Source organism: Kitasatospora sp. NPDC015121 (assembly GCF_055562955.1).
On the sequence record NZ_JBVHEH010000002.1, the window covers coordinates 104,186 to 122,013 of the forward strand.

Consider the following 17,828-nt stretch of genomic DNA (forward strand, 5'->3'; position numbering starts at 1 on the left):
ACGGCCCCGGCGCCGCCCGTAGCCCGTGAGCCGAACCGAGAGGAGCCGTGGTGCCGACCAGGGAGAAGGAGCCGCCGCAGGGCCTCCAGTTGATCTCGGCCACCACGACCACCTTCAAGTCGGCTGGCCCGATCGCCCGCTTCCGGGCCGCCCGCGAGCGGTTCGGCTACCTGATGGCCCGCCCGCTCACCCCGTACTACCTGATTCTCGGCGCGGCCCTGCTGCTGGTGGTGCTCGGCCTGGTGATGGTGTTCTCCGCCTCGCAGAGCGTGGTGGTGGAGTACGGCCTGCCGATGACGTTCTTCTTCCGCAAGCAGCTGGTCGCCCTGCTGCTGGGCGGCGCGATCGCCGTGCTGCTGACCCGGGCCCCGGTGCGGGCGCTGCGCACCGCCGCCTACCCGCTGCTGTTCGGCGTGGTCGGCGCGCTGGTGCTGGTGGCGATCCCCGGCGTCGGCGTGCGGATCAACGGCAACCGGAACTGGATCAGCCTGGGCTTCTTCCAGATCCAGCCCTCCGAGTTCGCCAAGCTCGCCCTGCTGCTGTGGGCCGCCGACCTGCTGGCCCGCAAGCAGCGCACCCACACCCTCGACCAGTGGAAGCACCTGCTGATCCCGCTGGTGCCCGGCACCGTCGTGCTGATGATGCTGATCATGATCGGCGGCGACATGGGCACCACCATGGTGCTGATCGCCATGCTGTTCGGCCTGCTCTGGATGGTCGGCGCCCCGCTGCGGCTGTTCGCCGCCACCCTGGGCATCGCGGTGGTCGCCTGCACCGCGCTGATCATCACGGTGCCGCACCGGCTCGGCCGGCTCGCCTGCGTCGGCGTCACCAGGCCCGACCCCAACCTGGACTGCTTCCAGGCCCTGCACGGCCTGTACGCCCTGGCCGCCGGCGGCCCGTTCGGGTCCGGACTGGGCGCGGGGGTGGAGAAGTGGGGGCAACTGCCGGAGGCCCACACCGACTTCATCTTCGCCGCGACCGGCGAGGAACTCGGACTGGTGGGGACGCTGTCGGTGCTCGCGCTCTTCGCGGCACTAGGCTACGCGGGTATCCGAGTGGCCCTCGGCACCACGGACCCGTTCGTGCGGTACGCGGCGGGCGCCGCCACCACGTGGATCATGGCTCAGGCCGTGGTCAACCTGGGGTCGGCGCTGGGACTCCTGCCCATCGCGGGCGTCCCGCTGCCGCTGTTCTCGTACGGCGGCTCCGCGATGCTGTCGGCCATGTGCGCCATCGGGCTGCTGCTCTGCTTCGCACGCAGCACCCCGGCGGCGAAGGCAGCGCTGGCTGCCCGGCCCCGCAGGTGGCGGAAGGGGGCCAACTCCCGGTTCGGGCCCGTCCTGGGCCGGGTGCTGCCAGGTAGGAAAACCACAGCGCGCAAGGCCGCCCGGCCGCCGCGCAGGGAGCGGTGAATTTCGGTGCATGTCGTACTCGCCGGCGGCGGGACCGCCGGTCACATCGAGCCGGCCATGGCGCTCGCGGACGCGCTGCGCAGGCACGACCCGTCGATCGGGATCACCGCCCTCGGCACCGAGCGCGGCCTGGAGACCAGGCTCGTCCCGGAGCGCGGCTACGAGCTGGCGCTGATCCCGGCCGTGCCGCTGCCCCGCAAGCCCACCCCGGAGCTGATCACCGTCCCGGGCCGGCTGCGCGGCACCGTGCGCGCCGCCCAGGAGGTCATCGAGCGGGTCAAGGCGGACGCCGTGGTCGGCTTCGGCGGCTACGTGGCGATGCCCGCCTACCTGGCGGCCAAGCGGGCCGGGGTGCCGATCGTGGTGCACGAGGCCAACGCCCGCCCCGGCCTGGCCAACAAGATCGGCGCCCGCTACAGCGACTTCGTGGCGGTCTCCACCCCCGACTCCAAGCTGCGCGACTCCCGGTACATCGGCATCCCGCTGCGCCGCACCATCGCCACCCTGGACCGCGGCACCGTCCGCCCGGAGGCCCGGCACTACTTCGGCCTCGACCAGCGGCTGCCCACCCTGCTGGTCTCCGGCGGCTCGCAGGGCGCCCGCCGGCTGAACGAGACGGTGCAGGCGATCGCGCCCCGGCTCCAGCAGTACGGCGTGCAGATCCTGCACGCGGTCGGCCCGAAGAACGAGCTGCCGACCATCGACGACATCCCGGGCATGCCGCCCTACCGGGTGCTGCCCTACCTGGACCGGATGGACCTGGCCTACGCGGCCGCCGACATGATGCTCTGCCGGGCCGGCGCGATGACGGTGGCCGAGCTGGCCGCGGTGGGCCTGCCGGCCGCGTTCGTGCCGCTGCCGATCGGCAACGGCGAGCAGCGGCTGAACGCCCAGCCGATGGTGAAGGCGGGCGGCGGCCTGCTGGTCGACGACGCCGAGCTGACCCCGGACTGGGTGCTGAAGAACGTCCTGCCGGTGCTCACCGATCCGGCCAAGCTCTGGGAGATGTCGCGCTCCGCCGCCGAGTTCGGCCGCCGGGACGCCGACGACCTGCTGGTGCAGATGGTCTACGAGGCGATCGAGGCCGCCCGCGGCGGCCGCCGCCGTGGCTGACGAGGAGTACGAGGAGGAGCTGGGGGAGGACGGCGAGACGGCCCGTCCGCCCCGGCTCCGACTCTCCCGCCGGGGCGTCGGGGTGCTGGTCGCGCTGGGCGCGCTGGTGGTCGGCGGCCTCGGCTGGACGGTGTTCTTCTCCGCCGCGCTGGACGTCCGCGGGGTGGCGGTGCAGGGCCTGGACTCCGGGAAGCTGACCCAGCAGGACGTCGAGCGGGCGCTCGGCGGCACGGCCGCCGGCCCGCTGGCCCGGGTCGACCTGGACGGGGCCAGGAGCCGGGTGGCCGGGCTGCCCCGGGTCGCCTCGGTCGAGGTCTGGCGCGGCTGGCCGCACACCCTGCGGGTGAAGGTCACCGAGCGTCGCCCGGTGGCGGCGATCCGGCACGACGGCGGGGACGGCTTCGTCCAGGTCGACGCCGGGGGTGTGGAGTTCGCCACGGAGCCCGAGGCCCCGCCCGGCGTGCCGGTGGTGGGCCTCGAACTGAGCCAGCCGGCCCAGGACGCGGTGGGGGTGATCGACCGGCCGACCCTGGTCCGGGCGGCGATCACGGTGGCCGCCGGACTGCCGCCGGAGGTGGCGAAGCAGGCCGGTTCGCTCACGGTCTACTCCTACGACGACATCCGGCTGCGGCTCTCCTCGGGCGCGACCGTCCGGTGGGGGAGCGCGGAGCAGACCGATCGGAAGGCGAAGGTGCTGACCGCACTGCTCGGCCGGAAGGCGTCGAATTACGACGTGAGTGCGCCGGATGCCCCGGCGGTGTCGGGTTGATCCGGTAAGTTCTGTGTCCGGGGGCGGTATTGACGGGGCCACGGCTCCGGTCCGACCCTTGGTGGTCACCCCGGTTTCACCGCGGGGTCGATGATCACATAGGCTCAAAAGAAAAAGGGAAGCTCGGCGTGTTCGTTGAAACGCGCGCCGGTTGCGACCTACTGTCCTGTGTCAACGAGCTGTGCTCGGCACCGAGGTGACACCGGCACAGCCATAACCCTCAACCTCAAGTTTAGGGTTCGGGTTGGAACCACGTGCTTCCCACCCATCGACATCCGTCGGCCTTCACAATCCAGGGGAGCCGACCCGGAAATTCGAGGCGAGAGGCCCCGACGTGGCAGCACCCCAGAATTACCTCGCGGTCATCAAGGTCGTCGGCATCGGCGGCGGCGGAGTCAACGCCATCAACCGGATGATCGAGGTCGGGCTCAAGGGCGTCGAGTTCATCGCGATCAACACCGACGCCCAGGCGCTGCTGATGAGCGACGCCGACGTGAAGCTCGACGTCGGCCGCGAGCTCACCCGCGGCCTCGGCGCCGGCGCCAACCCCGAGGTCGGCCGGAAGGCCGCCGAGGACCACCGCGAGGAGATCGAGGAGGTCCTCAAGGGGGCCGACATGGTCTTCGTGACGGCCGGCGAGGGCGGCGGCACCGGCACCGGCGGCGCGCCCGTGGTGGCCAACATCGCCCGCTCGCTCGGCGCGCTGACCATCGGCGTGGTCACCCGCCCGTTCACCTTCGAGGGCCGCCGCCGCGCCAACCAGGCCGAGGACGGCATCGCCAGCCTGCGCGAGCAGGTCGACACCCTGATCGTCATCCCGAACGACCGGCTGCTGTCGATCTCCGACCGCCAGGTCTCGGTGCTGGACGCGTTCCGCTCCGCCGACCAGGTGCTGCTCTCCGGCGTCCAGGGCATCACCGACCTGATCACCACCCCCGGCCTGATCAACCTCGACTTCGCCGACGTCAAGTCGGTCATGTCGGACGCCGGCTCGGCGCTGATGGGCATCGGCTCGGCCCGCGGCGAGGACCGCGCCAAGGCCGCCGCCGTGATGGCGATCTCCTCGCCGCTGCTGGAGGCGTCCATCGACGGCGCCCGCGGCGTGCTGCTCTCCATCTCCGGCGGCTCCGACCTCGGCCTGTTCGAGATCAACGAGGCCGCCCAGCTGGTCAGCGAGGCCGCCCACCCGGAGGCCAACATCATCTTCGGCGCGGTCATCGACGACGCGCTCGGCGACGAGGTCCGGGTCACCGTGATCGCCGCCGGGTTCGACGGCGGGCAACCGCCGGCCATCGTCCGCGAGCCGGTGGTGAAGTCCACCTCCACCACGTCCTCCGCCGCTGCCGCCCCGGCAGCCGACCGCCCGGCCGGCCGGCCGTCCTACGGCTCGATCGGCTCGGTCACCCGCTCCGAGGAGCCGGCCCGCCCCGCCGAGGCCCCGGCCCCGGCCCCGGTGACGGCCACCGCCCCGCCGGTGCCGCCGCAGGTGCAGCCGGTCCTGAAGCCGTACGTCGAGAGCCCCGCCGAGGAGCTGGACGTGCCGGACTTCCTCAAGTGATCCGAAGGGTCTTCCGCGACGGTGCTCACTTCGCCTCCACCACCCGGTGGGGCGGGGTGAGCACCTCGCCGTACGGGGAGTTCAACCTCGGCGGTGCGGTGGGCGATTCGCCCGAAGCCGTCAAGCAGAACCGTTTCCGCGCGGCCCGGGAGCTGGGGCTGGATCCGGCCGACGTGGTCTGGATGAACCAGGTGCACGGCGCCGAGGTCGAGGTGGTGACCGGGCGCCAGCCCGACGGCACCGCCCCGACCGTGGACGCGGTGGTCACCGACCGCCCGCTGGCCCTCGCCGTGCTCACCGCCGACTGCACGCCCGTCCTGCTGGCCGACCCGGTCGCCGGGGTGGTCGGCGCGGCGCACGCCGGGCGTCCGGGCCTGGCCGCCGGGGTCGTCCCCGCCGCGGTCGCCGCGATGCGCGGGCTCGGCGCCCGCCCCGAGCGGATCCGGGCCGTGCTCGGCCCCGCGGTCTGCGGCCGCTGCTACGAGGTGCCGGCCGCCCTGCGCGCGGAGGTCGCCGCACTCGTCCCGGCCGCGCGCGCCGAGACCTCCTGGGGCACCCCCGCGCTGGACGTCCCCGCGGGGGTCGCCGCACAGCTCGCCGAGGCGGGCGTGCAGGATGTGGTGCGATCATCCGTCTGCACGCTCGAATCGCCCGACCACTACTCCTACCGCCGGGAGCAGCGGACCGGCCGGCTCGCGAGCTACGTCTGGCTGGGGCCCTCACACTCATGACGAACGACATCTACGGTCCGTTCCCGGGCCGTTCCGAGTTCTCCGCGGCGCTGACCGAGGGGCAGCGGGCCCGCTACGAGCAGCTCGGCGCCAACCTCGACGTGGTCGAGCGCCGGATCGCCGACGCCTGCGCCGCGGCCGGCCGGCCGCGCGCGGACGTCACCCTGGTCGTGGTGACCAAGACCTATCCGGCCGAGGACACCGCGCTGCTCGCCGGGCTCGGCGTCACCGACGTCGCCGAGAACCGCGACCAGGACGCCGCCCCCAAGGCGGAGCGCTGCGTCGAACTCCCGCTGACCTGGCACTTCGTCGGCCAGCTGCAGACCAACAAGGCCCGCTCTGTGGTCCGCTACTCCGACGTCGTGCACTCGGTGGACCGGGCCCGGCTGGTCGACGCGCTGGCCGCCGCCGTCCGCGCGGCCGAACGCCCGCCGCTGGGCTGCCTGGTGCAGGTCGCCCTCGACAAGGAGGCCGGGGAGGGGGAGCACCGCGCGGGCGTCGCCCCGGCCGAGGTGCTCGCGCTGGCCGGGCGGATCGCCGACACGCCCGGGCTGCGACTGGACGGTGTGATGACCGTCGCACCGCTCGCCGGGCCGCTCGCGGGCGATCCGGCGCGGGCCTTCGCGCGGCTGGCGGAAATCGCAAGCGACGTACGCGCGGCCCATCCGGCTGCCACCATGGTCTCCGCAGGCATGAGCGGGGACTTGGAGCAGGCCATCGCCGCCGGAGCGACACATGTACGCGTCGGTACGGCGGTACTCGGAGTGCGGTCACCGCTCGGGTAACGTCACCGAGTAAGTAGATCAGACTGCAGGACAAAATAGGACAGAACCTAGCAGATGATCAGTCTGCTGGTAAACCGTGGATCGCATCCGAGCGCACACTCCGCGGTCTGACGGACCGTCGGCCTGACAGGTCGTAAGAGGACCACGGCATCCGCAGGCGACACGGTGAGCGCATGAGCGGAGGAGACAGCAGCATGGCCGGCGCGATGCGCAAGATGGCGGTCTATCTCGGTCTGGTCGAGGACGAGACCTACGACAGCCAGGGGTACGACCCCGACGACGACTACGACGCGGACCCGGAGCCGATCCGCACCGGCCGGACCGAGGACCTCCGGTCCGCGGCCGCCGCCCCCGCTCCCGCCGCACCCGCCCCGCAGCCGGCGCCCGTGGCCCACATCGCGCCCCAGCCGGTGCCCGCCGCGGTCCCGATCCGGCAGGAGCAGCCGCGGATGGCCCCCGTGTCGTCCATCACATCCGAGCGTCACCGCAACCTGGAGAAGAGCACCCCGGTGATCATGCCCAAGGTCGTCAACGAACGAGAGCCCTACCGCATCACCACGCTGCACCCCCGCACCTACAACGAGGCCCGCACGATCGGCGAACAGTTCCGCGGCGGCACTCCCGTGATCATGAATTTGACCGAGATGGACGACACGGACGCCAAGCGGCTCGTAGACTTCGCCGCTGGACTGGTCTTCGGTCTGCACGGCAGTATCGAGCGCGTGACACAGAAGGTGTTCCTGCTGTCGCCTGCTAACGTCGATGTAACGGCGGAGGACAAGGCTCGGATCGCCGAGGGTGGGTTCTTCAACCAGAGCTGACCCGAACCCACGACCACACGTGTGGGTCTGTTGACAGAGCGTCACTGACGGAACGTCGGACAGGGAGAGGGAGACGCGATGGGGATCTTCGGTTCGGTGCTCTACTGGGTGCTGACCGTGTTCCTGCTGATCCTGCTCTTCCGGCTCGTCATGGACTGGGTTTTCCAATTCGCCCGCTCATGGCGTCCGGGGAAGACCATGGTCGTGGTGCTGGAGGCCACGTACACTGTCACGGATCCGCCACTCAAGCTTCTTCGGCGTTTCATCCCGCCGTTGCGTCTCGGGGGCGTGGCGCTCGACCTGTCCTTCTTCGTACTGATGATCATTGTGTATGTCCTGATCTCGCTCGTGCAGCGCCTGTCGTTCTGAACGATGCGACAGGATGCCGGTCCGACGATCACGTTGAGGTGAAGAGATGCCATTGACCCCCGAGGACGTTCGGAACAAGCAGTTCACGACCGTCCGGCTGCGCGAAGGCTATGACGAGGACGAGGTCGATGCCTTCCTCGACGAGGTCGAAGCCGAGCTGACCCGCCTGCTGCGCGAGAACGAGGACCTGCGGGCCAAGCTGGCCGCCGCCACCCGTGCCGCCGCGCAGAACCAGGCCAACATGCGCAAGGAGCAGGCCCCGCAGGACGGCGGCCGCCCCGGCGCCCCCGTTCCCGCCGCCATATCCGGCCCGCCGGTCCCCGGCCAGCAGGGCCCCGGCCCGCAGCAGCTGGGCGGCCCGCAGCAGGGCATGGGCAACCAGCAGGGCATGGGCAACCAGCAGATGGGCAACCAGCCGCTCGGTCTGCCGTCCGGTGCCCCGCAGCTGCCCGCCGGCCCGCAGCAGGGCATGGGCAACCAGCAGGGCATGGGCAACCAGCAGGGCATGGGCGGTCCGATGGGCAACCCGATGCAGCAGCAGATGGGCCAGACCATGGGCGGCCAGCAGCAGCTGGTCCAGCCGATGGGCGGCCAGATGCTGCAGCCGATGGGCAACCCGATGCAGCAGCAGATGGGCCAGGGCATGGGCGGCCAGCAGCTGCAGCCGATGGGCGGCCAGCTCCAGCCGATGGGCGGCCCGATGGGCAACCCGATGCAGCAGCAGCAGGGCCCCGGTGGCGACAGCGCCGCCCGTGTCCTGGCGCTCGCCCAGCAGACCGCGGACCAGGCCATCTCCGAGGCCCGCTCCGAGGCCAACAAGATCGTCGGCGAGGCCCGCAGCCGCGCCGAGGGCCTGGAGCGGGACGCCCGCGCCAAGGCCGACGCCCTGGAGCGGGACGCCCAGGAGAAGCACCGCGTCGCGATGGGCTCGCTGGAGTCCGCCCGCGCCACCCTGGAGCGTAAGGTCGAGGACCTGCGCGCCTTCGAGCGCGAGTACCGCACGCGGCTGAAGTCCTACCTGGAGACCCAGCTGCGCCAGCTGGAGTCGCAGGCGGACGACTCGCTCGCCCCGCCGCGGATCCCCGCCACCGCGTCGCTGCCGCCGGCCGCGTCGTCGATGGCCCCCGCCGGTGCCAGTGCGATGTCCTCCCCGGCGCCGTCCTTCGGCTCCACCCCGTCCTTCGGCGGGAACCAGTCCTTCGGCGGTTCCTCCTTCGGCGGTTCGTCCGGTGCCCCGTCCTTCGGCGGCGCCTCGGCGAGCAGCAACGGGTCGATGGCCCCGGCGGGCATGACCCAGCCGATGGCGGCCGTCCGGCCGCAGCCCCCGCAGCCGATGCAGCAGGCTCCCGCGCCGATGCGGGGCTTCCTGATCGACGAGGACGGCGACAACTAGCGGTACCGCAGCGCGTCACCGAAAGGGCGCCCTTGGCCGTCACGGCTGGGGGCGCCCTTCGCCGTGCGCGGTCGCCCGCGCTCCCGTTCCCGCCCCCGCCGGCCCCCGCACCCCCCGGCAGCGGGGGTGCGGGGGCCGGCGCGGTGCTCAGGCCTTGCGGAGGGTGAACTCCAGGGCGAGGTCCTCGTCGCCGAAGCGCGGGGCGTCGGGGTCGGTGACCGCCAGGCCCAGCGACTCGGCGAGGACCTCGGCGGCGATCAGCGACTGGTGCTCGGTGAGGCCGGCCAGGGTCTCCGGGTCGGTGCTGGTGAGCTGGAGGTGGACGCGGTCGGTGATCTCCAGGCCGGAGTTCTTCCGGGCGTCCTGGATCTGCCGGATCGCGTCGCGGGCCACGCCGAGGCGCTTGAGCTCCGGGGTGATCGTCAGGTCGAGGGCGACGGTGGCGCCGGACTCGTTGGCGACGGCCCAGCCCTCGCGCGGGGTCTCGGTGATGATCACCTCCTCGGGGGAGAGCGCGACGCTCTCGCCGTCCAGCTCGACCGAGGTGGTGCCGGTGGCGCGCAGCTCGGCGGAGAGCCGGGCGGCGTCGGCGGCGGCGACCGCCTTGGCGACGTCCTGGACGCCCTTGCCGAAGCGCTTGCCCAGCGCCCGGAAGTTGGCCTTGGCGGAGGTGTCGACCAGCGAGCCGCCGACCTCGGCGAGGGACTCCAGCTCCAGGACGTTGAGCTCCTCGGAGATCTGGGCGCGCAGGTCGGCGGGGACCTCCTCCCAGCCCTGGGCGGCGATCAGCGCGCGCAGCAGCGGCTGGCGGTTCTTGACGCCGCTGCCGGCCCGGGTGGCGCGGCCGAGCTCGACCAGGCGGCGGACCAGCGCCACCTGCTTGGCGAGCTCGGGGTCGACCAGGCTCTCGTCGGCGACCGGCCAGCTGCTCAGGTGGACGGAGAGCGGGGCGTCCGGGGTGACCGGGACGACCAGGTCCTGCCAGACCCGCTCGGTGATGAACGGGGTGAGCGGGGCCATCAGCCGGGTGACGGTCTCCAGCGCCTCGTGCAGGGTGGCCAGCGCGGCGGCGTCGCCCTGCCAGAAGCGGCGGCGGCCCCGGCGGACGTACCAGTTGGACAGGTCGTCGACGAAGCCGGACAGCAGCTTGCCGGCCCGCTGGGTGTCGTACGCCTCGTAGGCGGCGTCGACCTCGCGGACCAGGGCGTTCAGCTCGGAGAGCACCCAGCGGTCGAGCACCGGGCGGTCGGCCGGGGCCGGGTCGGCCGCGGAGGGGGACCAGCCGGCCGCGCGGGCGTACAGGGCCTGGAAGGAGACGGTGTTCCAGAAGGTGAGGAGGGTCTTGCGGACCACCTCCTGGATGGTGCCGTGGCCGACCCGGCGGGCCGCCCAGGGGGAGCCGCCGGCGGCCATGAACCAGCGCACCGCGTCGGCGCCGTGCTCGTCCATCAGCGGGATCGGCTGCAGGATGTTGCCCAGGTGCTTGGACATCTTGCGGCCGTCCTCGGCCAGGATGTGGCCCAGGCAGACCACGTTCTCGTACGAGTTCCTGTCGAACACCAGGGTGCCGACCGCCATCAGGGTGTAGAACCAGCCCCGGGTCTGGTCGATCGCCTCGGAGATGAACTGCGCCGGGTAGCGCTTCTCGAACAGCTCCTTGTTGCGGTACGGGTAGCCGTACTGCGCGAACGGCATCGAGCCCGAGTCGTACCAGGCGTCGATCACCTCGGGCACCCGGACCGCGGTGGCGGAGCACTGCGGGCAGGGGAAGGTGACCTCGTCGATGTACGGGCGGTGCGGGTCGAGGCCGGACTGGTCGGTGCCGGTCAGCTCGGAGAGCTGGGCGAGCGAGCCGACGCAGGTCAGGTGGTCGTCCGCGCAGCGCCAGATCGGCAGCGGGGTGCCCCAGTAGCGGTTGCGGGACAGCGCCCAGTCGATGTTGTTGTTCAGCCAGTCGCCGAAGCGGCCGTGCTTGACCGTCTCCGGGTACCAGTTGGTGGCCTCGTTCTCGCGGATCATCGCGTCCTTGACGGCGGTGGTCCGGATGTACCAGGACGGCTGCGCGTAGTAGAGCAGCGCGGTGTGGCAGCGCCAGCAGTGCGGGTAGCTGTGCTCGTACGGGAGGTGACAGAACAGCAGGCCGCGGGCCTGCAGGTCGGCGACCAGGGTCTCGTCGGCCTTCTTGAAGAACACCCCGCCGACCAGCGGCACGTCGGGCGCGAAGGTGCCGTCGGTCTCCACCGGGTTGACCACGGGCAGGCCGTAGCGGCGGCAGGTGGCGAGGTCGTCGGCGCCGAACGCGGGCGACTGGTGGACGATGCCGGTGCCGTCCTCGGTGGTGACGTAGTCGGCGGTCAGCACGTAGTGCGCGTCCGGGATCTCGACCAGCTCGAACGGGCGCCGGTAGGCCCAGCGCTCCATCTCGGCGCCGGTGAAGGACTCGCCGGTGGCCTCCCAGCCCTCGCCGAGGGCCTTGGCGAGCAGCGGCTCGGCGACCACCAGGCGCTCGGTGCCGTCGGTGGCGACCACGTAGGTCACCCCGGGGTGGACGGCGGCGGCGGTGTTGGAGACCAGCGTCCACGGCGTGGTGGTCCACACCAGCAGGGCGGCGGTGCCGGCCAGCGGGCCGGAGGTGAGCGGGAAGCGGACGAACACCGAGGGGTCGACCACGGTCTCGTAGCCCTGGGCCAGCTCGTGGTCGGAGAGGCCGGTGCCGCAGCGCGGGCACCAGGGGGCGACCCGGTGGTCCTGCACCAGCAGGCCCTTGTCGAAGATCTGCTGCAGCGACCACCAGACCGACTCGACGTAGGACGGGTCCATGGTGCGGTAGGCCTGGTCGAGGTCGACCCAGTAGCCCATCCGCGTGGTCAGCTCGGCGAACGCGTCGGTGTGCCGGGTCACCGACTCGCGGCACTTGGCGTTGAACTCGGCGATGCCGTACTTCTCGATGTCCGGCTTGCCGGAGAAGCCCAGCTCCTTCTCCACCGCGAGCTCGACCGGCAGGCCGTGGCAGTCCCAGCCGGCCTTGCGGGCCACGTGGTAGCCCTTCATGGTGCGGAAGCGCGGGAAGACGTCCTTGAAGACGCGGGCCTCGATGTGGTGCGCGCCCGGCATGCCGTTGGCGGTGGGCGGGCCCTCGTAGAACACCCACTCGGGGCGGCCCTCGGACTGCTCCAGGCTGCGCTGGAAGACCTGGTTGTCCTGCCAGAAGGAGAGGATCCCGTGCTCCAGCGCGGGCAGGTCGACGGCGTTCGGGACGGCGTTGTAGACGGGGGGCATGGCGGGCGTTCAACCTCCGGCGGATGCGTGGACTGGCTCCGACGGAGGGACGAGACGGCGAGCCGCCCCGCGGTACCACCCTCCTTGACCGCGCGCGCTGCGGCCCTCTCTTTGGGTTTTGCGGCCGGTTCTACTGGGCCCGCTGACGCGGGCCGTTCTTCCGGCGGCTCCGGGGTGATCTTCCCGCCGCGCACACCCCCGGGCTCCCACCGCCCCCGGGTCGCTGCTGGCTGCGTGCGTCGGTACTCGTCCCATCTGCGCCTTGCGAGGCCCAGTGTATCGGCCCCCGCAAGCCGTTTCGCGCACCCGCGAGCCGGGGGCCGGCGGGCGGCGGGTGGTTAGCCCGGGGCGTTCTGGGCACAACTTGGGCAGCGCCGGACCGACGGAGGCTGCGCGGGTGGGATCGGTGAGGTGCATCGGTATGTCCCGTTGTGGGCTGATTCGATGGGGTTTATCGTTCCGGGACCGGCAAGATCGTCGGGAACCGACGCTTCTGATCATTCGTGAATGAGGTCGAAAGCCATGGCTGAGAAGGCGACAGGAACCGTGACCAAGAGGTCGCGCGAGGCCGTGGCCGGCGACCCAGGGGAGGGGACCGTGAGTACTGCGCGGCGAAAGACCGGCACCACCGGACACACCGCGGCGAGCAGCCGCACCCACGTGCCGGCGGGCAGCGGTGCCCGCGGCGGCGGCGAGCAGGCCGACCCGGCCGAGCTGCCGGTCCGCCCCGGCGAGGACCCGTGGACGGCCGAGGAGGTCGCCGAGCTGCGCGACGAACTGGCCGCCGACCTGCTCCGGCTGCGGGCCGAGATCGAGGCCTCCGAGGCCGCCATCGCCGGCCTGATGCGGGACTCCAACGACGGCGCGGGCGACGACCAGGTCGACGCCGGCACCAAGAACATCAACCGGGAGAGCGAGCTCTCGCTCGCCAACAACGCCCGCGACAGCCTCGCCCAGACCGAGCGCGCCCTGGCCCGCCTGGAGGGCACCGCCTTCGGCCGCTGCGAGTCCTGCGGCCAGCCCGTCGGCAAGGCCCGGCTGCAGGCCTTCCCGCGCGCCACCCTCTGCGTCAGCTGCAAGGCCAAGCAGGAACGCCGCTGACCGCGGGTGCCGGTCGACTGGTCCCGAAGGCCGGACAATCCCGGCTGCGGCGGCCAACCGGGCGGGCGGTGCCGTACCCTCGTCCCCAGTACGTCGACCGGCATTCCACCCGGCGCATTCCACACGGCAGCGGAGCGGATCATCAGCACGCCAGGTTCCCACCAGACCCAGGACGACGCCGTCCCCACCGCCCGGCCCACCGGGGCGGGTGAGCCGGCCGAGCGTCCGGCGCCCGAGCACGAGCAGCCAGAGAACGCCGGTTCGACGGCCGCCGAGGGCGCCCGCGCCGTGGTGCGCCGCCGCCGGATCAGCCTGCTGCTGCTCGTCGCGCTGCTCGCCTACCTGATCGACCTCGGCTCCAAGATGCTGGTCGTCGCCAAGCTGGAGGGCCGCTCCACGCCGATCGACGTGATCGGCGATTGGATGACCCTCCAGGTGATCCGCAACGGCGGCGCCGCGTTCGGCATGGGCCAGGCGATGACGCTGCTGTTCACCGCGATCGCCGCCGGCGTCATCGTGGTGATCTGGCGGATCGCCCGCCGCCTGTACAGCCTGCCCTGGGCGATCGCGCTCGGCCTGCTGCTCGGCGGCGCGCTCGGCAACCTCACCGACCGGCTGTTCCGCGCCCCCTCGGCGTTCCGCGGGCACGTGGTCGACTTCATCTCCGTCCAGCACTTCGCGGTCTTCAACCTCGCCGACTCGGCGATCGTCTGCGGCGGCATCCTGGTCGTCCTGCTCTCCTTCCGCGGCTCCAACCCGGACGGCACCACGCACGGCGCGCCGGCCGCCAGGGCCGGGAAGCAGGCGGAGCAGGAGGACGGCGAGGGCTGACCGCCCCGCCCGCCCCCGTACGCGTGCCCGTCGGACCCCAGGTCCGGCGGGCATCCGCGTGTCGGGGGCCGGCGGGCGGGCATGGTGTCGGGAGGACGGACCGCCGGGGAGGGCGCGTGGTGGGGTGGGACGGGGCGCTGCTGCTGTGGAGCGCGGCGTGGGGCGCGGTGGCGCTGGTCGGGGCCGGGCGGTCGCTGGCCGGGGTGACGAAGGCGCAGCGGACGGTCCGGCTGGCCGGGCGGATCGAGCGGGTCGGGGAGGTGCGGCACGGCGCCTCGCGGATCGGCGGCATCCCGGTGACGGTCTCCTGGCGGGACCCGGACTCGGGGCGGGAGGTCGTCGTCCAGGGGGACGACGGGCGCGGCGAGACGCTCACCTCGGCGTGGGTGGGCCGGGAGATCGGGGTCAGCCACCCGGTGGGCCGGCCCGCCGAGCACCGGTTCTCCAACGCCCCCGAGCCGCCCGCCCGGGGCCTGGCGGGCCCGGCCGGCGCGCTGTTCGCGGCGTACGCGGGCCTGGTGGCGCTGGCCGCCGTCCGCTGGGCCTGGCCGTGGGCGCTGGTCGGCGGCGCCGGGCCGTGGGCGCTGCTCGGGATCCGGTACCTGCCGGAGGCCGTCCGGGACCGGAGGGCGAAGCGGGAGCGGCTCGCCGCGATGGACGCGGTGCCGGGGCGGATCGTCGCGGTGTTCCGGGACGTCCGGGTCGACGAGGACGACGGCTCGACCCACACCACCCTCACCCCCGTCGTCGCGTTCACCACCCGCGCCGGCACCGCCGTCACCGCGCACTGCACCGCGCACCTCGCCGACCCGGCCCGGGCGCGCGGGCGCGCGGTGACGGTGCACCACACGCCCGCGGACCCGGCCGAGTTCACGCTCGACCCGGCGGCCGACCGGCGCTCGTGGGGGTGGGACCTGGCGGTGCACGTCATCGCGGTGGCGGTGCTCGCGGCGACCGCGGCGGTCGGCGGCCGGCTGCTGCTCTCCCGCTGAGGGGCGGGCGGCGGGGATCAGGCGGTGAGCAGCCGGGTGATCTCCTCGGCGAGCTCCGGGCCGAGCCGGCCCCAGCCGTCCTTGTAGCCGTACACGGAGGCCAGCGTGCGGGCCTCGTAGTCGCCGTTCAGCACCTCGATGTCGTCGGGCGTGATCAGCGACGGGTGGGCGACGCCGAGCGCCGAGGAGACCTTGGTCAGCTCCCGGCGCAGGGTGCGCAGGTAGAGGGCGGCCCGGGTGGCCTTGGAGGCCGGGTCGACGCCGCGGGTCAGCCACGGGTTCTGGGTGGCGATGCCGGTCGGGCAGCGGTCGGTGTGGCACTTCTGGGCCTGGATGCAGCCGATCGACAGCATCGCCTCGCGCGCCACGTTGATCAGGTCGGCGCCCAGCGCGAACGCCACCGCGGCGTTCTCCGGCAGGCCGAGCTTGCCGGAGCCGACGAAGGTCAGCCGGTCGGTCAGGCCCAGCTCGGCGAAGGTGCCGTAGACCCGGGAGAAGCCCATCCGGAACGGCAGCGACACCGAGTCGGCGAAGATCCGCGGCGCCGCGCCGGTGCCGCCCTCGCCGCCGTCGACCGTCACGAAGTCCACGCCGCGGTCGCCGCGCGCCATCATCGACGCCAGCTCCCGCCAGAAGCCCAGCTCGCCCACCGCGCTCTTGATCCCGACCGGCAGGCCGGTCTCGGTGGCCAGCAGCTCGACGAAGTCCAGCATCGAGTCGGTGTCGCCGAACGCGCTGTGCCGGGACGGCGAGGCGCAGTCCTCGCCGACCGGGATGCCGCGGATCCCGGCGATCTCCGGCGCCACCTTCGCGCCCGGCAGCATGCCGCCCAGGCCCGGCTTGGCGCCCTGCGACAGCTTGATCTCGATCGCCCGGACCGGACCGGACGCCACCACCTCCCTGAGCTTCGCCAGGTCGAAGCTCCCGTCCGCGTTGCGGCAGCCGAAGTACGAGGTGCCCAGCTGCAGCACCAGGTCGCCGCCCTTGCGGTGGTACGGGGACAGGCCGCCCTCGCCGGTGTTGTGCAGCGCGCCGGCCTGCGCCGCGCCCTCGTTCAGGGCGGTGATCGCGGCGCCGGAGAGCGAGCCGAAGCTCATCGCCGAGACGTTCACCACGCTGGCCGGCCGGAACGCCTTCGCCCGCCCGCGCGGGCCGCCCAGCACCTTGGCGGACGGCAGCGGCGCGTCCGGGTCGTGCGCGTCGGGCAGCGGGCCGGCGAAGGTGCGCTGCTTCAGGTAGGCGTGGCCCTGGACGTGCGCGACGTCGACCTCGGTGCCGAAGCCGAAGTAGTTGTTCTCCTCCTTCGCGGAGGCGTAGATCCAGCTGCGCTGGTCGCGGCTGAACGGGCGCTCCTCCTCGTTGGAGGTGACGATGTACTGCCGCAGCTCCGGGCCGATCCGCTCCAGCAGGTAGCGGGCGTGGCCGGCCACCGGGAAGTTTCGCAGCAGCGCGTGCCGCTTCTGCAGCAGGTCGCGGGCCGCGAGCGCGGCCACCGCGGCCGCGGCGGCCGTACCGATCGTGCGGGCCTTCATGGCGGGTCCCCCCTCGGATCCGGCCCCGTCCCCGTTGACCGGGCCGTCGTGATGGTGGTGCGGCTCCGATGCTAGGAGGCGGCCCCGGACGTGCCGCCGCCGGGGCGAGGACGGCCGCCGGGCGGGCGGCGGGTGGGGCCCGGGCGGGGGCCGGTGGGGTCGGGGGCCGGTGCGGGTCGGGCATACTCGGGTGGGTGAGTATCGCAGCGCAGACCCGTAGCCTCCCCGTACCCGACGGCCTGGAGGGCGAGCGGCTGGACGCCGCCCTGGCCCGGATGTTCGGGTTCTCCCGCACCAAGGCCGCCGAGCTCGCCGCCGAGGGCAAGGTGACCCTGGACGGCGCGGTCGCCGGGAAGTCGGACCGGGTCACCGCTGGCTCCTGGCTGGAGGTCGAGATCCCCGCCCCCGCGGCGCCGGTGCAGATCGTCGCCGAGGCCGTCGAGGGCATGCGGATCATCCACGACGACGACCATGTCGTGGTGATCGACAAGCCGGTCGGCGTGGCCGCGCACCCCAGCCCCGGCTGGACCGGCCCCACCGTGATCGGCGGCTTGGCCGCGGCCGGCTACCGGATCTCCACCTCCGGCGCCGCCGAGCGCCAGGGCGTCGTGCACCGCCTCGACGTCGGCACCTCCGGGATCATGGTGGTCGCCAAGTCCGAGCGGGCGTACACCGACCTGAAGCGGCAGTTCCACGACCGGATCACCGAGAAGAAGTACAACGCGCTGGTCCAGGGCCACCCCGACCCGCTGTCCGGCACGGTGGACGCGCCGATCGGCCGGCACCCCAGCAGCGACTGGAAGTGGGCCGTCACCCGCGACGGCAAGCCCTCCGTCACGCACTACGACCTGATCGAGGCGTACCGGGCCGCGTCCCTGCTCGACATCAAGCTGGAGACCGGCCGCACCCACCAGATCCGGGTGCACATGTCGGCGCTGCGCCACCCCTGCGTCGGCGACCTCACCTACGGCGCGGACCCGACGCTGGCCAAGCGGCTCGGCCTGACCCGGCAGTGGCTGCACGCCGTCTCGCTCGGCTTCGAGCACCCCGAGGACGGGCGCTGGGTCGAGTTCACCTCGGACTACCCGGAGGACCTGCGGCACGCGCTGGATACCATCGCGGCCGAGAGCTGAGGAGGA

At 72.9% G+C, this 17,828-nt stretch carries 15 protein-coding genes; 13 read left to right on the top strand and 2 right to left on the bottom strand.

Annotated features, from left to right (window positions below; genetic code table 11):
- The first annotated feature begins 47 nt into the window (after positions 1-47).
- The 9 genes from ftsW (at position 48) to ACZ3J7_RS02485 (ending at position 8,954) form a co-directional block, all read left to right on the top strand.
- On the top strand, positions 48-1,415 hold the full coding sequence (ftsW, locus tag ACZ3J7_RS02445) for a putative lipid II flippase FtsW (protein ID WP_465616011.1): 1,368 nt from the start codon (positions 48-50) through the stop codon (positions 1,413-1,415).
- A 6-nt stretch (positions 1,416-1,421) separates the two neighbouring features.
- Complete coding sequence (gene murG / locus ACZ3J7_RS02450) at positions 1,422-2,528, top strand: undecaprenyldiphospho-muramoylpentapeptide beta-N-acetylglucosaminyltransferase (protein ID WP_465616013.1); 1,107 nt, start codon at positions 1,422-1,424, stop codon at positions 2,526-2,528.
- Positions 2,521-3,297 (top strand): cell division protein FtsQ/DivIB, encoded by a 777-nt coding sequence (locus ACZ3J7_RS02455; RefSeq protein ID WP_465616014.1) that lies wholly within the window; start codon positions 2,521-2,523, stop codon positions 3,295-3,297. Before murG ends, ACZ3J7_RS02455 begins: the two co-directional genes overlap by 8 nt.
- Before the next feature lie 334 nt (positions 3,298-3,631).
- A complete protein-coding gene (ftsZ, locus tag ACZ3J7_RS02460; RefSeq protein ID WP_465616016.1) occupies positions 3,632-4,855 on the top strand; it encodes a cell division protein FtsZ in 1,224 nt (407 codons plus the stop codon).
- The gene (gene pgeF, locus ACZ3J7_RS02465; protein WP_465616018.1) at positions 4,852-5,586 is read left to right on the top strand and encodes a peptidoglycan editing factor PgeF; all 735 of its coding nucleotides are present in this window, start codon (positions 4,852-4,854) and stop codon (positions 5,584-5,586) included. Before ftsZ ends, pgeF begins: the two co-directional genes overlap by 4 nt.
- Entirely contained in the window at positions 5,583-6,371 is a 789-nt protein-coding gene (locus ACZ3J7_RS02470) for a YggS family pyridoxal phosphate-dependent enzyme (protein WP_465616020.1), read from the top strand. The genes pgeF and ACZ3J7_RS02470 overlap by 4 nt, the downstream gene beginning before the upstream one ends.
- A 194-nt stretch (positions 6,372-6,565) precedes the next feature.
- Complete coding sequence (locus tag ACZ3J7_RS02475) at positions 6,566-7,192, top strand: cell division protein SepF (RefSeq protein WP_014135259.1); 627 nt, start codon at positions 6,566-6,568, stop codon at positions 7,190-7,192.
- 78 nt (positions 7,193-7,270) lie between these two features.
- Entirely contained in the window at positions 7,271-7,561 is a 291-nt protein-coding gene (locus ACZ3J7_RS02480; protein ID WP_014135258.1) for a YggT family protein, read from the top strand.
- Positions 7,562-7,607: 46 nt separating this feature from the next.
- On the top strand, positions 7,608-8,954 hold the full coding sequence (locus ACZ3J7_RS02485; RefSeq protein ID WP_465616022.1) for a DivIVA domain-containing protein: 1,347 nt from the start codon (positions 7,608-7,610) through the stop codon (positions 8,952-8,954).
- 147 nt (positions 8,955-9,101) lie between these two features.
- Here ACZ3J7_RS02485 and ileS read toward each other — a convergent pair whose 3' ends face one another.
- Complete coding sequence (gene ileS, locus ACZ3J7_RS02490) at positions 9,102-12,233, bottom strand: isoleucine--tRNA ligase (protein WP_465616024.1); 3,132 nt, start codon at positions 12,231-12,233, stop codon at positions 9,102-9,104.
- 597 nt (positions 12,234-12,830) lie between these two features.
- Here ileS and ACZ3J7_RS02495 point away from each other — a divergent pair.
- From ACZ3J7_RS02495 to ACZ3J7_RS02505, 3 genes are all read left to right on the top strand, one after another.
- Positions 12,831-13,334 carry a TraR/DksA family transcriptional regulator gene (locus ACZ3J7_RS02495; protein WP_465616026.1) on the top strand — a complete coding sequence of 168 codons (504 nt, stop codon included), beginning with the start codon at positions 12,831-12,833 and terminating at the stop codon, positions 13,332-13,334.
- A gap of 102 nt (positions 13,335-13,436) precedes the next feature.
- Complete coding sequence (lspA, locus tag ACZ3J7_RS02500; RefSeq protein ID WP_465616557.1) at positions 13,437-14,165, top strand: signal peptidase II; 729 nt, start codon at positions 13,437-13,439, stop codon at positions 14,163-14,165.
- A 119-nt stretch (positions 14,166-14,284) separates the two neighbouring features.
- Complete coding sequence (locus ACZ3J7_RS02505; RefSeq protein WP_465616559.1) at positions 14,285-15,157, top strand: DUF3592 domain-containing protein; 873 nt, start codon at positions 14,285-14,287, stop codon at positions 15,155-15,157.
- Positions 15,158-15,174: 17 nt separating this feature from the next.
- Here ACZ3J7_RS02505 and ACZ3J7_RS02510 read toward each other — a convergent pair whose 3' ends face one another.
- On the bottom strand, positions 15,175-16,689 hold the full coding sequence (locus ACZ3J7_RS02510; RefSeq protein ID WP_465616028.1) for a glutamate synthase-related protein: 1,515 nt from the start codon (positions 16,687-16,689) through the stop codon (positions 15,175-15,177).
- Positions 16,690-16,883: 194 nt separating this feature from the next.
- Between ACZ3J7_RS02510 and ACZ3J7_RS02515 the strand changes: the two genes are divergently transcribed.
- On the top strand, positions 16,884-17,822 hold the full coding sequence (locus tag ACZ3J7_RS02515; RefSeq protein ID WP_465616030.1) for an RluA family pseudouridine synthase: 939 nt from the start codon (positions 16,884-16,886) through the stop codon (positions 17,820-17,822).
- The last annotated feature ends 6 nt before the right edge of the window (positions 17,823-17,828 follow it).

Coding starts and splice junctions, on each gene's coding strand:
- ACZ3J7_RS02470 (WP_465616020.1), top strand. CDS start 5,583: ATGACGAACGACATCTACGGTCCGTTCCCGGGCCGTTCCGAGTTCTCC.
- ACZ3J7_RS02475 (WP_014135259.1), top strand. CDS start 6,566: ATGGCCGGCGCGATGCGCAAGATGGCGGTCTATCTCGGTCTGGTCGAG.
- ACZ3J7_RS02480 (WP_014135258.1), top strand. CDS start 7,271: ATGGGGATCTTCGGTTCGGTGCTCTACTGGGTGCTGACCGTGTTCCTG.
- ACZ3J7_RS02485 (WP_465616022.1), top strand. CDS start 7,608: ATGCCATTGACCCCCGAGGACGTTCGGAACAAGCAGTTCACGACCGTC.
- ileS (WP_465616024.1), bottom strand. CDS start 12,233: ATGCCCCCCGTCTACAACGCCGTCCCGAACGCCGTCGACCTGCCCGCG.
- ACZ3J7_RS02510 (WP_465616028.1), bottom strand. CDS start 16,689: ATGAAGGCCCGCACGATCGGTACGGCCGCCGCGGCCGCGGTGGCCGCG.